This is a genomic window from Martelella sp. AMO21009, assembly GCF_053484295.1.
On the sequence record NZ_JBAKFR010000002.1, the window covers coordinates 113,569 to 126,368 of the forward strand.

Below are 12,800 nucleotides of genomic sequence, written 5' to 3' on the forward strand. Positions count from 1 at the left end.
GGGCTGGCTGAGCGGTGGGTGCGTGACATTGCCTCACCTCCAGCATACTGCGGCGAACCATGCCGCATAGCCCCCAAACCTTCTCGCCCCGGAGGGGAGAGATGTCGCGACAGCGACAGTGAGGGGGGAGCCTATCACCGCGACCGCTCTCACAATTTGAAATGCCCCGCCACCCTCACTGCCCCTTTCGGGGCATCTCTCCCGCCAGCGGGAGAGAATATTGGGAGCAAGACGCCGCACCTGCATGCAACAGACCCACTCCTTTATAGCCGAGGCCGTGGGCTGGCTCCACGGCGGCTCGCCGCTTTCCCATCCAGACGCCGCCGGGCCCACCCGCCCGCCTGCGCCTGAGCGAGAGGGCCGCCCCGTGCTGATGTCCTCCTCCGAACGCCGCCGCAGCTATGGCTACGGCATCGCAGCCCTCGCCGGCGTGATCGGCTTTATCGCCATCGCCATTGTCGCGCTCTCCGGCTTCGGACGGCTGCAGGCTTCTATCGCGGTGTTCGACGAGCCCTATGTCTGGCGCATCCTGCGTTTCACGCTGTGGCAGGCCACGCTGTCGACGCTGATTTCGGTGGCGCTGGCCATTCCGGTCGCGCTGGCGTTGGCGCGGCGGCCGCATTTTCCGGGCCGGCTCTGGATCGTGCGGCTGATGGCGGTGCCGCTCGGCCTGCCGGTGCTGATCGGCGCGCTGGGACTGATCGGCATCTGGGGCCGGCAGGGGATATTCAACGATCTGCTGACGCTGGCGGGCCTCGGCCGGCCGCTCCAGATCTACGGCCTGCAGGGCATTCTGCTGGCCCATGTCTATTTCAACCTGCCGCTCGCCGCCCGCCTGTTTCTGGCGGGGCTGGAGCGGGTGCCGCAGGAATATTTCAAATCGGCGGCGATGCTCGCCATGCCCGGCCGCGCGGTGTTCCGCTTTGTCGAATGGCCGGTGATCGCGCCGCTGATCGCCGGCGTCGCCGGGCTGATCTTCATGCTGTGCGCCACCTCGTTCACGCTGGTGCTCATTCTCGGCGGTGGACCGGCGGCGACCACGATCGAGGTCGCGATCTATCAGGCGCTGCGCTTCGATTTCAATCCCGCCCGCGCCGTCGCCCTTGCAGGCATGCAGATCGCGCTGACCGGCCTGGTGCTGATCGCGCTCGCCTTTCTGCCCAAGGCCGACGATCCCGGCACCAGCGCCGACACCGCCATTGCCCGCCCGGATGGCGCGGGCCGGTTCAAGGCGCTGGCCGACGCCGGCATCATCGCGCTGTTCACGGTTGCCCTCGCGCTCCCGCTCGCCATGATCGTCATCAAGGGCATCGAGGCCGACCTCATCAAGCTGCTCGGCGAACGGATTTTTCTGCGGGCGACGGCGACCAGTCTTGCGATAGCGCTTGGCGCGGCGCTGCTCTCGCTTCTCGTGGCGCTCGCCTTCATTGCCGCGACCGGCGCGGTGGCTGCGGCAAAACGTCCGAGCGCTGTCGAGAAGGGTTTCAGCGCAACGATGGCGGCGATGGGATCGCTGGTTCTGCTGGTGCCGCCGATCGTGCTGGGCACCGGCTGGTTCCTGCTCTTGCGCCCCTTCGGGCTGACCGATGCGGCCGCGCCGCTGGTGGTTGCCGGCATCAACGCGCTGATGGCGTTGCCCTTCGTGCTGCGGGTGCTGCAGCCGGCAATCGCGGTTCACCGGGCGCGCACCGCGCGGCTTGCGGCAAGTCTCGGTCTTTCCGGTTTCTCTCGGCTGCGCATTGTCGATTGGCCGGGGCTCAAACGTCCGCTTCTGACCGCGCTGTCCTTCGCCATGGCGCTGTCGCTCGGCGATCTCGGCGCCGTGGCGCTGTTCGGCGGCGATGATCTCACCACGCTGCCCTGGCTGCTCTACAGCCGGCTCGGCAGTTACCGCACGGCGGATGCCAACGGGCTCGCGCTGATCCTCGGCGCGATCTGCCTTATCCTGATGGTCGTCGGCACCCGCCGGCAGGCCGCGCGATGAAAGGGAAAGCAACCATGCCCGTCGATATCACGCTTGACGATGTTGCCCTGAGGCTCGGCGACAAGGATTTCCGCTTCGACGGCCAGATCGAGGGCGCGAAGGTGAGCGCGGTGACCGGCCGCTCCGGCTCCGGCAAGACGACGCTGCTCAACCTGATCGCCGGTTTCGAAAAGCCCGACAGCGGCGAAATCCTTATTGCCGGCGAGCGGATGAACGGGCTTCATGTTTCGAGGCGGCCGGTGACGGTGGTGTTTCAGGAAAACAACCTTTTCGCCCATCTCGATATCTTCACCAATGTCGGCCTCGGCCTGGACCCGGCGCTGAGGCTCGACGAGGCCGGACGGGAGGAAGTGCGCGACGCGTTGAAACGGGTCGGGCTTGAAGGCTATGACGGGCGCAAGCCCGCGACATTATCGGGCGGCGAACGCCAGCGCGCCGCCTTTGCGCGGGCACTGGTGCGCGACCGGCCGGTTCTGCTACTCGACGAGCCATTCGCGGCGCTCGATCCCGAAATGCGCGGTGAGATGGGCAGGCTTCTGCTTGAACTTCATCGCGAATCCGGCAATACCGTCGTTATCGTCTCGCACGAGCCGGACGAGGTGGAGGCGATCGCCGACCACCGGCTGGTTGTCGAGAACGGGCGACTTTCCGCGCGCTATTGACCCTTGGCGCACGAAACGACAAATATGATAAAGTAAAACAGGCGCCGGGCGGCTTTCGCCGGACCGCAGTGATCAGGGACGCGTTCATCCGAACGCGACAGGCATGGTGAATAAGGTCGGCCGCGGCCTCACGCAAGACAGACGCAGGCGCTTCCTGCCGGGAGTGCGGCCATCCGTGTTCGTACTGATCGCGGCGCTGGGGCTTGCCTCGTGCCAGACCAACGACACATTCTTCATCCTGCCGGAAACACCGGCAAGCGCCGAGCAGACCGTCGACGCGCTGACCCGCAACGATCCGAACGCGGCGATGGGCGCGCGCGAGCATCCGCGCATTCTCGAGACTTATGGCGGCCAGTACCGCGATCCGCAGGTGGAAAAACTGGTGGCGCGCGTCGCCGGCGCGTTGACGGCCGTTTCGGAAAATCCGCGCCAGACCTACCGGATCACCATCCTGAATTCGCCCAGCATCAATGCGTTCGCGCTGCCGGGCGGCTATCTCTACGTCACCCGCGGACTGCTGGCGCTTGCCACTGATGCCTCCGAGATCGCCGCCGTGCTATCGCACGAGATGGCGCATGTCACCGCCAATCACGGCATCGAGCGCCAACGCCGCGAGGAAGCGGAAGCGATTTCCAATGAGGTGATTTCCGAGGTTCTGCCGGGCAATCCGGAAGTCGACCAGATCGCCGCGCGCGGCAAGATGCGCCTTGCCGCCTTCTCGCGCCAGCAGGAGCTGGAGGCCGACGCGATCGGCATCCGCATGCTGGCGGAAGCCGGCTACGACCCCTATGCCGCCTCGCGGTTCCTGCGCTCCATGGCGGCCTATGCGCAGTATGAATCGGCTGGCGCGGAGAATGAAAGCCTCGACTTCCTGTCGAGCCATCCCAATACGCCGCGCCGTATCGAGCTCGCCGCCCAGCAGGCCGCGCTCTACGACAATGTCGGCGCCTCGGAAGTCGGACGCGATTATTTCCTGAACGGAATCAACGGACTGCTTTATGGCAGCAATCCGGAGCAGGGCTATATCCGCAACCGCGATTTCTATCATCCCAAGCTGCAGATCGCCTTCCAGGTGCCGCCCGGTTTCGTGATGACGGACAAGGCCAATGCGGTGGTCGCCACCGGTCCCGGCGATGTCGCGATCCGTTTCGATGGCGTCAAGGCGAATGGCCGGCGCGATCTCGAGGAATATATCAGAAGCGGCTGGGTGACAGGTCTGGTCGATGGCTCGGTCCAGTCCACCACCGTCAACGGCATGCCGGCCGCGACCGCGAAGGCGGTTGCCGGCGACTGGGTGTTCGATGTCACGGTTATCCGCGACGGCGGCGATATCTATCGTCTGCTGACCGCCGCGCCGCGCGGCAGCGGCGCGCTGGAGGATACCGCCTTTTCCGTGCGGTCTTCGTTCCGCAAGCTGTCGCCCGCCGAGGCCGCCGATCTGAAGCCATTGAGAATTCGCATCGTCACCGTTCAGCCGGGCGACACGGTCGCCAGCCTCGCCGCGAAGATGATGGGGACCAACCGCAAGCTTGCGCTGTTTCAGGTGCTGAACGCGCTGCCGCCGGGCGCAACGCTCTCGGCCGGCGAAACGGTGAAGATCGTTTCGCAGTAGCGGGCGGGTGAACGCCGTCAAGCGATCGCAAGTTCCCCGGTGTTTTCCGACGTCATCGCCATCTTCAGCTTCTCGAGCGCCCGGTTTTCGATCTGGCGCACGCGTTCCTTAGAAATGCCGAGCTCGGCGCCGAGTTCGGCGAGCGTGGCGCTGTCGTCGGCCAGCTTGCGGGCGCGGATCACGCGGTTTTCCCGGGCGGTCAGCTTGGTCAGCGCGCGCTTCAGCCGCAGATGAAGCCGTTCGCCGTCGATGATGCCGGAGACCTGCTCTTCCGGCAGCGGCGCATCGCAAACCAGAAGGTCGATCCGCTCCGCGCCCTCCTCGCCGTCATTGCCGACGGGGGCCTGAAGCGAGGCGTCATTGCCGGAAAGCCGGGCGTCCATGACCTGCACGTCGGAGACCGAGACGCCGAGGCTGGCGGCGATTTCTTCGTAGATCGCCTGCGAGCTCATGTTCCGGTCGCGCGCGGCGATCTTGGCGCGCAGGCGACGGAGCTTGAAGAACAGCGCTTTCTGGGTGGAACTGGTTCCACCGCGCACAATCGACCAATTGCGCAGCACGTAATCCTGCATCGAGGCCCGGACCCACCAGCTTGCATAGGTCGAAAACCTGACGCCGCGCTGATGATCGAAGCGGGCCGCCGCTTCCAGAAGGCCGACATAGCCTTCCTGCACCAGATCGGCCTTCGGAAGGCCGAAGCCGCGAAACTTGCCGGCCATCGAGACCACCAGCCGCAGATGCGCCATGGCGATATCGTCGCGCGCATCGCTGTCATCCTTCACCCGCCAGCGGGTGGCGAGCTCGGTTTCCTGTTCGCGTGAGAGATAAGGCGCTGCCATTGCTGCGCTGGCAATGCGGTGGTCCTGTACGTCGATATCCATGGCGTGGCTCCCGGAAGGCGCGTTGTTTGGGCCAACGAGGGCTTCGGGACGACAAACGCATCCGTTGCTCCTCGAAAAGATCAACGCAAAGCGGGGCCATTTAGTTCAACATGGAATTCATTTTTTCAGTTCAAAGGGCTGGATCATAAAAAAATCCGGCCTAAAAGACCGGATTTTTCATTCAATACGCTGCTGAAAGCGCCTTGATCAGGCCGCTTCCTCGCGGGCGTCGTCTTCGTCTTCCGCCGCCTTGCCGCGCTTGGGACCCTTGGCAAGGTGGGTTTCGATCAGGCGGACAGCCTCGGTTTCCGACATTTTGTTGACGGCGGCGATTTCGCGCGCCATGCGGTCAAGCGCCGCCTCATAGAGCTGGCGCTCGGAATAGGACTGCTCGGGCTGGTTCTCGGCGCGATAGAGATCGCGGACCACCTCGGCGATCGAAATCAGGTCGCCGGAATTGATCTTGGCATCATATTCCTGCGCGCGGCGCGACCACATGGTGCGCTTCACGCGGGCCTTGCCCTGCACAACCTTCAGCGCGCGCTCGACGAAATCGGTCTCCGACAGCTTGCGCATGCCGATGCTCATGGCCTTGGCCACCGGCACCTTCAGGCGCATCTTGTCCTTGTCGAATTCGATGACGAAAAGCTCGAGCTTCATGCCGGCCACTTCCTGCTCTTCGATCGCGCTGATCGTGCCAACGCCGTGGGCAGGATAGACGATCGACTCGCCGGGCTTGAAACCGTGGCGGCCGGCAGGTTTTTTCTGTTGTACTGTCATAGGCTTTCAAAAACTCCCTGTTACGCATCCGGCGGGCGCCGGTTCCGGACATGCATGATCCGGAGGGTGGGGCAACGGAGGTTGCCACCCACTGTTTCCATCGAACGGGCAACGAAAAGCGACGCGAAATCCCGATCTGAAGGCAAGGCCCTCAAAAATTCCGATTATTCGACGTTTGGGTTGATTTCTTTCTTCGGCTTTTAAGACAAAGCTGCCGTTTTATGGGTCAGTGCCAATTATATAGCATGTCACGCAGCAGAAATCAATGAGCCGTGCACCCGTGACGCATCGTCACCGGCGGGAGGGTGGTCCATGGCCGACACGTAACCGAATTGGCGCGCTTCGCCAAGCCCAAAATTGTGCCCCCGCCGGAAAAAAACTGCGGTCGTTGACGATGCGTCAATTACCGGGGCATGCCGGAATAAGCCGGTCGGCGCGACGCTCAGTCGCCCGCGCCGGGCTTGTCGGAGAAGAATTTCTCGAATTTGTTTTCGACGCCATCCATCTCCTCCGCTTCGGGCAGCGGCTCTTTCTTGATGGTGATGTTGGGCCAGGATTCGGAAAAATCGGCGTTCAGCTTCAACCACTTGTCGAGGCCGGGCTCGGTATCGGGCTTGATCGCCTCGGCGGGACATTCCGGCTCGCAGACGCCGCAATCGATGCACTCATCGGGGTGGATGACGAGAAAATTCTCGCCCTCGTAGAAACAGTCCACCGGGCAGACTTCGACACAATCGGTATATTTGCACTTGATGCAATTATCGGTCACGACATAGGTCATGAAAGACTCCAGAAAAACGGCCGGCGCGCGCCCGTTGGAGCCGATAGCCGGCTCGCTTGGGGCTTCGCATCCATGAACTTATGCCCGGGAGTATCGGCTTTCAAACGGTCGGGCAAGACTATTTCATGCTCGAAACCGGGCCGCGACGGGTAGAACTTTCCAAACCCGCGCCGGCAATTCAGTCGCCGCGCAGTTTCGAAAGGTCGCGGCGCTCCTTCTTGGTCGGCCGGCCGGAGCCCGGCACCCGCTGGGCCTGTTCGAAGGCGTTGAGCTTTTCACGCGCTTCCGGCGGCGGGCTGATATCCTCGTAGAGCGTCTGCGCTTCGGCAAACGGCCCCCGGCGAGTGCCGGGCGCGCGCACGATCACGTGGACATCGCGTCGCTCCAGCGCAACGACGAGCTTGTCGCCGTCGCCGACATCGACGCTCGGGCGGATCACCCGCGAACCGTTGAGCCTGACATGGCCGTCGCGCACCAGTTTCTGCGCCAGCGAGCGCGATTTGACGATGCGCGCGAAGAACAGCCATTTGTCGATGCGCTGTTTTTCCGCGGCCTCGTCCATGGTTCTTAGCGCTTCATCTGCTCTTTCAGGGCGGCAAGCTTGGCGAATGGCGAATCGGGATCGATCGGCTTGTCCTTTTCGCGGCGCGGCGGGCGCTGGTTCGCGTGATCGTCCTTGCGGTCGCGGCGCGGGCCCTTGCCGCCTTTGCCGCCCTTTCCGCCGCGGTCGTTCCTGCCGAAACGCTCGCCGTCGCCGCGGTTCTCACCGGCCTCGCCACCGCCCTTGCGGCCGCCCTGCTGTCCGCGCCCGCGGCCTTCGCCGCGCTGCTGGCCACGGCCATGCTGGGGACGGCCGTTGCGTTCATTGCGGCCGGCCTGACGCCAGAGAAGGACAGGCTTGGGCTCTTCTTCCGGCTTGTCTTCGCCCGTGGCCGCGCCGGTCTCTTCCGCCTTTTCGGCGGCGGGGGCGCTTTCCGCGCTCGCCGGTTCCTCAGCCGGCGTGGCGGCCGGCTGCGCGGTTTCAGCCTCGGCGGCATCCGTTTCCGCCGGGGAGGCTGCTTCGTTGTCTGCCGACTCGACCGCAGCGGATTCCTCGCTCGTCGTCGATGAATCGACAGCTTCTTCGGTCGGCTTTTTGGCGTCGACCGGCTTTTCCGCAACGGCCTTCTTGGCGACGGTTTCCACAGTCACGCCGCTCGGGGCCTGGCGGGCGGCCTTTTCGGCATCGCGCGCGGCCTGGATTTCGGCAAGCGTCGCGACCTCTTCTTCCGAAGCGATATCGGCGCGATAGCCGAGGCCCTTGAGGATTTCCTCCATATCATCGGCGGTGGCGCCCAGGATCGACATCATCGCCGGCGTGGTGACGAAGCGGCGGCCGTCGAACGCGCCTTCCGGCCGGGGCGAACCGCCTTCCGGCTTCCACTGCGTCAGCGGGCGGATGAGGTCGGCGAGACGCTCGAGAATGTCGATGCGCACGGCGCGCTTTCCGAGGAAGCGGAAGCCGGCGAGCTTGTAGAATTCACGCTCGAATGTCGGATCGGTGACGACCGAGGTGCGGCCGGCGGCCAGCACCGAAATCAGGTCGCCATAGCCGGGCTTCTCAAGTCCGTCATTCTTCAGCGCCCAGAGCAGCGTGATCATCTCCGCCGGCGCGGGCTTCAGTAGAGCCGGCATGAACACATGGTAGGCGCCGAACCGCACGCCGTAGCGGCGCAGCGAGGCGCGCGCATCCTGATCCAGCGTCTTCACTTCATTGGCGACATCGCGGCGGAACAGCACGCCATAGGCTTCGACAAGCTGGAAGGCGAGGCCGCGGGCAATACCTTCGAGGTCCTCGGCATTGGCGAGATCGTCGAGCGGCTTCAGCACGGTCTGGATCTGGTGATTGACGTAGCGTTCGATGCGGGCTGCGACATGATCGCGCGCCGGGCCGGTCAACTGCTCGTCGGCCAGCAGGATCACGCGCGGGCGCAACACGTTGTCGGAGGCGACAAGCCGCGCCACCGGATCGCCGAGCCAGCGCACGGTGCCCGACGCATCAAGCGCCAGGTCGCCATTGCCGGAGGCATGCAGCCGCGCGGCGCGCGCCTCGAACTCCAGCGCCAGCGCCTTCAGCGCCGCCGCTTCGATCGCCTTGGCATCGGGACCCTCGGCCCCGGACACGGCTTTGAAACGGAAGCCCGCCAGTTCCCCCACATGATGTCCTTCGACAAAGACATCACCATTCACGCTCACTTCAGCTTCAAGCATCGCATTCTCTCTCAGGCGCTTCATCAGCACAGATGTCCTGCGGTCAACGAAGCGTTTCGTCAACCTCTCATGCAGCGCATCTGACAGCCGATCCTCGATTTTCCGTGTCTTTTCCTGCCAGTGTGTCGGATCGGCAAGCCATCCGGGCCGGTTCGAAACATAAGTCCATGTTCTGATCTGGGCAATCCGCGCCGACAGCGTGTCGATTTCGCCATCGATCCGATCGGCGTGTTTGACCTGCTTTGCCAGGAAATCCTCGTCCACAGTGCCATGTTCGACAAGGTCGAGATAGAGCGAGGCGATCAGCTCGGCATGCTGGGCGGGCGTGATCCGGCGATAGTCCGGCAGCGCGCAAGCCTCCCACAGAAGCTCGATCCGGGCGCGGCGGTCGGCCTTGCCGGCAACGTCGGGGTTGCGCGCCAGAAATTCGAGCGCGCGCTGGTCGACCGCCGGCAGCGCCCGCGTCAGGCCTGGCACGCGCGGCACGTCGTCAAGGCTCGCCTTCAGGCTGTCGAGCGAGGTGAAATCGAGCGCCTTGGAACGCCATTGCAGCACCCGCACCGGATCGAACTGGTGCGATTGCAGCCGCTCCACCAGCTCATCATCGAAGGGCGCGACCCGGCTGGTGACGCCGAACGTGCCGTCGCGCATGTGGCGTCCGGCGCGGCCCGCGATCTGGCCGAGTTCGCCGGGATTGAGATTGCGATATTGGTGTCCGTCGAACTTGCGGTCCTGGGCGAAGGCGACGTGGTCGACATCGAGATTGAGCCCCATGCCGATCGCATCGGTTGCCACCAGATATTCGACATCGCCATTCTGGTAGAGCTCGACTTGGGCGTTGCGGGTGCGCGGCGAAAGCGCGCCCAGCACCACGGCAGCACCGCCGCGCTGGCGGCGGATCAGCTCGGCGATCGAATAGACTTCCTCGGTGGAAAAGGCGACGACGGCGGAGCGTCGCGGCAGGCGCGTGATCCGCTTCTGGCCTGCATAGAACAGTTGCGACAGCCGCGGCCGTTCGACCACGGAAATGCCGGGAAGCAGTTTCTGCAGGATCGGCCGCATGGTCGCCGAGCCGAGAAGCAGCGTTTCCTCGCGCCCGCGCAGATGCAGGATGCGGTCGGTGAAGATGTGGCCGCGCTCCATGTCGCTGGCGAGCTGCACCTCATCGATGGCGACGAAGGCGACATCGGCCTCGCGCGGCATGGCTTCCACGGTGCAGACGCTGAAACGCGCTTTCGGCGGGGCGATCTTCTCCTCGCCGGTGATCAGCGCGACATTGTTGACGCCGACGCGCTCGACGATGCGGGTATAGACCTCGCGCGCCAGAAGGCGCAGCGGCAGGCCGATGACGCCGGAGGAATGCGCCACCATGCGCTCGATCGCGAAATGGGTCTTGCCGGTATTGGTCGGACCGAGCATCGCGGTAACGCCGCGCCCGCTCAAGATCATTGCTTCAGAATTCAATGTCCGGTCCCGAATGATATGGCCGGGGCCAAAGTCTCGCCCCCGACGGTCTTTCATATCCGCGCGAGCCGGCTCCATCGGCCCGCAGCGGTCGCTCGCCTATAGATGGCCTGCCGATCGCCGACAAGCAAGAGGGCCCTCCGGATTTCGGCTGCGAAAACGCCGTTCCGTTAAGTTTTGGAACAGATGCGAACGAATCACAGACGAATCGCTGACTCTGTCGTTTTCCCGATTTGTTCACGGCTAGATATTGCGGAAACGGACTGCGCGCGGTCCACATCTGGATTCGAATTTGTCCCGGAGCCATGGCGAAGCGCGGGATTCGCGCTTGGCGTTAACCATTTGCCTCAACGCGGCAGAAGACCCGCCCGGCGCAAATCATCGAGACAGGAACGGCTGACGGGCAGGCGGTCGCCGGCGGTGGTTTCAACGAACACCTTGCCGTTCTCGCGGCGGACGGCGGAGACGGCCTCGAGCGCAACCCAGTGGGAGCGGTGGATTTGCAGGCCGTTTACGGGGGCAGTCTCGTCGATGGCATCTTTCAACCGGATCAGCAGCATGTGGCGGCCCGCGCCGGTGGTGACCTCGACATAGTGGTCGCTGACGCTGAGCGAGATCAGCGGTCCGCGCCTCTCGACCGGCAGGCGCGTTAGCAGTCGCGGCGGTTCGGGCCTTTGCGGCTCCCCGGCTTCCGCCGGCTTGTCGCGCGCAAGAAGCTCCATTGCCGCAACGGCGGCGGTTGCGATGATGAAGGCATGGGTCGCGGTCGCGGCAATCGCAGAGGGCGCGAGCGCCGCTAGGCCCTCGACCGCGATCGTGACCGGCAGCACGGCGATGGTGGCGGCAAGGCCCGCGACAAGGATGACGGCTACAAGCGCGTAATGGCGCGGCGCCCGGCGGGCTCTCAGGTGAAACCGCGTCCATTTCGCAAAGAAATGCGCTGCCCAATAGGTCAGAAACGTGGTCGCCGCCCAGAAGGCGAAGCGCCCGGCGAGCGAAAACGCCGATTGCGTATCGAAGGGGCCGGACCAGGCGAGCACGGCGGCGAGGATAAGAAGCAGGCCATGCACCCGCCAATTGGCGAGATCGCGCCGCATCTGGCGAAGCGTGAATTGCAGGCCGCTGTCATTCGCGAAGTTTTCGCGCAGTTCGTTCATTCCCTGTTTTCCCGATGTCCCGGAATGTTATGCCAGCGGCCGAGGTTATCGTTTCCCGAAGATGAAAGGAACAGCGGACATGTTTATCGACATTATCACCGGCACGCCCCTTTACGTCTGGCTCATCCTGGCGCTGCTCGTTTATCGCGGCGTGAAGCGGCTTTATCCGCGCGATGTTCATCTGCGTGCCTTCGTGATCCTGCCGCTGCTGTTTCTGTTTCTCGCCGGTCACCGGCTGGCCACGCTTGACTACACCCATGCGGTGCTTGTCGGGCTCGTCGGCGGCCTCATTGTCGGCGCGTTGCTGACGGTCATGCTGCGGCCGCAGGATCGGCTTTCCTATGCCGGCGGGAACCGCGCCCATGTCGATGGCGAATGGCACACGCTGGCGATGGTTCTGGCGCTGTTTGCCGCGCTCTATGCGCAGAATGCCGGCCTCGCCGTAAACCCGGCGCTCGCCAACAACGTGCCGTTCATGCTCGCGGTCAACGCCGTGATCGGCCTTGCCACGGGCTTTTCCACCGCTCGCGCCGCGGCCTATCTGCTCAAGGTAAAAAGGCTCGCAAAAGCCGATGAAAGCGCCTCTCGTTAACGTTCGGGCCAAAGCCGGAACGAATCAGCGACGAATCGCTTACCGGTCGATCTTCCGGTTTTGTTCACCGCTAGATATGGTGCGGGAAGGATTTGTTAACCATATTTTTTAAGCGGTTGGCGCGGGGGACGCGCGCCGCCGTTAACCTTTTCCGCGGCGCCTTCGGAAGATGGGCTGGGAACAAAATTTTGCCCGGCCGCGTTTAGGCTGCGAACATATGACCGGAGAGGGCAATCACATGCTGGGCACCATTCTTCTTATTATTCTGATATTGCTGCTGATCGGCGCGCTGCCGCGGTGGGGTTATTCCACCAACTGGGGCTACGGGCCGTCCGGCGGTCTCGGCCTCGTGCTGCTGATCGTCATAATCCTGCTTCTGGCGGGCTATATCTGACAAAGACTGAAGAACATTGGAGACCTGACATCATGAAGAAGACCGTTATCGCCATCGCATTCATTCTTCCGCTGGCCGCCTGCACCACGCAGGAACGCAACACCGCCGCTGGCGCCGGCATCGGCGCGGGCGTGGGCGCGCTTGCGACCAACAGTGCCGGCGGCGCCGTGGCGGGCGGCCTGATCGGCGGCGGCATCGGCGCTGCAACGGCCAACTGATCGCCAATGCGCCGGTCGGGCGAAC

The 12,800-nt window shown here is 64.1% G+C and carries 12 protein-coding genes; 6 read left to right on the top strand and 6 right to left on the bottom strand.

The genetic code is table 11. From position 1 onward, the window contains the following. The first annotated feature begins 373 nt into the window (after positions 1-373). From thiP to V6766_RS02745, 3 genes are all read left to right on the top strand, one after another. A complete protein-coding gene (gene thiP / locus V6766_RS02735; protein WP_448463897.1) occupies positions 374-1,984 on the top strand; it encodes a thiamine/thiamine pyrophosphate ABC transporter permease in 1,611 nt (536 codons plus the stop codon). Between the two features lie 14 nt (positions 1,985-1,998). Next, complete coding sequence (locus V6766_RS02740) at positions 1,999-2,646, top strand: thiamine ABC transporter ATP-binding protein (RefSeq protein WP_448463391.1); 648 nt, start codon at positions 1,999-2,001, stop codon at positions 2,644-2,646. A gap of 103 nt (positions 2,647-2,749) precedes the next feature. Next, on the top strand, positions 2,750-4,258 hold the full coding sequence (locus tag V6766_RS02745) for a M48 family metalloprotease (protein WP_448463393.1): 1,509 nt from the start codon (positions 2,750-2,752) through the stop codon (positions 4,256-4,258). 17 nt (positions 4,259-4,275) lie between these two features. On the opposite strand, the gene V6766_RS02750 is transcribed toward V6766_RS02745, so the two are convergent. The 6 genes from V6766_RS02750 to V6766_RS02775 form a co-directional block, all read right to left on the bottom strand. Further along, entirely contained in the window at positions 4,276-5,139 is an 864-nt protein-coding gene (locus tag V6766_RS02750; protein ID WP_448463395.1) for an RNA polymerase factor sigma-32, read from the bottom strand. Positions 5,140-5,346: 207 nt separating this feature from the next. Further along, positions 5,347-5,919 carry a CarD family transcriptional regulator gene (locus tag V6766_RS02755; RefSeq protein ID WP_230720069.1) on the bottom strand — a complete coding sequence of 191 codons (573 nt, stop codon included), beginning with the start codon at positions 5,917-5,919 and terminating at the stop codon, positions 5,347-5,349. Between the two features lie 442 nt (positions 5,920-6,361). Further along, positions 6,362-6,700, bottom strand: coding sequence for a ferredoxin FdxA (gene fdxA, locus V6766_RS02760; RefSeq protein WP_230720070.1), 339 nt, complete (start codon positions 6,698-6,700; stop codon positions 6,362-6,364). A gap of 178 nt (positions 6,701-6,878) precedes the next feature. After that, entirely contained in the window at positions 6,879-7,262 is a 384-nt protein-coding gene (locus tag V6766_RS02765) for an RNA-binding S4 domain-containing protein (protein WP_448430420.1), read from the bottom strand. 5 nt (positions 7,263-7,267) lie between these two features. Then, the gene (locus V6766_RS02770) at positions 7,268-10,399 is read right to left on the bottom strand and encodes a helicase-related protein (RefSeq protein ID WP_448463899.1); all 3,132 of its coding nucleotides are present in this window, start codon (positions 10,397-10,399) and stop codon (positions 7,268-7,270) included. Positions 10,400-10,761: 362 nt separating this feature from the next. Continuing rightward, a complete protein-coding gene (locus V6766_RS02775; RefSeq protein WP_448463397.1) occupies positions 10,762-11,571 on the bottom strand; it encodes a LytTR family DNA-binding domain-containing protein in 810 nt (269 codons plus the stop codon). Positions 11,572-11,650: 79 nt separating this feature from the next. Between V6766_RS02775 and V6766_RS02780 the strand changes: the two genes are divergently transcribed. The 3 genes from V6766_RS02780 (at position 11,651) to V6766_RS02790 (ending at position 12,775) form a co-directional block, all read left to right on the top strand. Then, a complete protein-coding gene (locus V6766_RS02780) occupies positions 11,651-12,163 on the top strand; it encodes a DUF6622 family protein (RefSeq protein WP_448463398.1) in 513 nt (170 codons plus the stop codon). Between the two features lie 238 nt (positions 12,164-12,401). Then, on the top strand, positions 12,402-12,557 hold the full coding sequence (locus tag V6766_RS02785) for a DUF3309 family protein (protein WP_018067473.1): 156 nt from the start codon (positions 12,402-12,404) through the stop codon (positions 12,555-12,557). Positions 12,558-12,589: 32 nt separating this feature from the next. After that, positions 12,590-12,775: a hypothetical protein gene (locus tag V6766_RS02790; protein ID WP_448430426.1), complete on the top strand. Its 186-nt coding sequence runs from the start codon at positions 12,590-12,592 to the stop codon at positions 12,773-12,775. The last annotated feature ends 25 nt before the right edge of the window (positions 12,776-12,800 follow it).

Excerpts from the sequence above, each read along its gene's own strand:
- V6766_RS02770 (WP_448463899.1), bottom strand. The coding sequence starts at position 10,399 with ATGATCTTGAGCGGGCGCGGCGTTACCGCGATGCTCGGTCCGACCAAT.
- V6766_RS02785 (WP_018067473.1), top strand. The coding sequence starts at position 12,402 with ATGCTGGGCACCATTCTTCTTATTATTCTGATATTGCTGCTGATCGGC.
- V6766_RS02750 (WP_448463395.1), bottom strand. The coding sequence starts at position 5,139 with ATGGATATCGACGTACAGGACCACCGCATTGCCAGCGCAGCAATGGCA.
- V6766_RS02780 (WP_448463398.1), top strand. The coding sequence starts at position 11,651 with ATGTTTATCGACATTATCACCGGCACGCCCCTTTACGTCTGGCTCATC.
- V6766_RS02765 (WP_448430420.1), bottom strand. The coding sequence starts at position 7,262 with ATGGACGAGGCCGCGGAAAAACAGCGCATCGACAAATGGCTGTTCTTC.
- V6766_RS02775 (WP_448463397.1), bottom strand. The coding sequence starts at position 11,571 with ATGAACGAACTGCGCGAAAACTTCGCGAATGACAGCGGCCTGCAATTC.
- fdxA (WP_230720070.1), bottom strand. The coding sequence starts at position 6,700 with ATGACCTATGTCGTGACCGATAATTGCATCAAGTGCAAATATACCGAT.
- V6766_RS02790 (WP_448430426.1), top strand. The coding sequence starts at position 12,590 with ATGAAGAAGACCGTTATCGCCATCGCATTCATTCTTCCGCTGGCCGCC.
- V6766_RS02740 (WP_448463391.1), top strand. The coding sequence starts at position 1,999 with ATGCCCGTCGATATCACGCTTGACGATGTTGCCCTGAGGCTCGGCGAC.
- thiP (WP_448463897.1), top strand. The coding sequence starts at position 374 with ATGTCCTCCTCCGAACGCCGCCGCAGCTATGGCTACGGCATCGCAGCC.
- V6766_RS02745 (WP_448463393.1), top strand. The coding sequence starts at position 2,750 with ATGGTGAATAAGGTCGGCCGCGGCCTCACGCAAGACAGACGCAGGCGC.
- V6766_RS02755 (WP_230720069.1), bottom strand. The coding sequence starts at position 5,919 with ATGACAGTACAACAGAAAAAACCTGCCGGCCGCCACGGTTTCAAGCCC.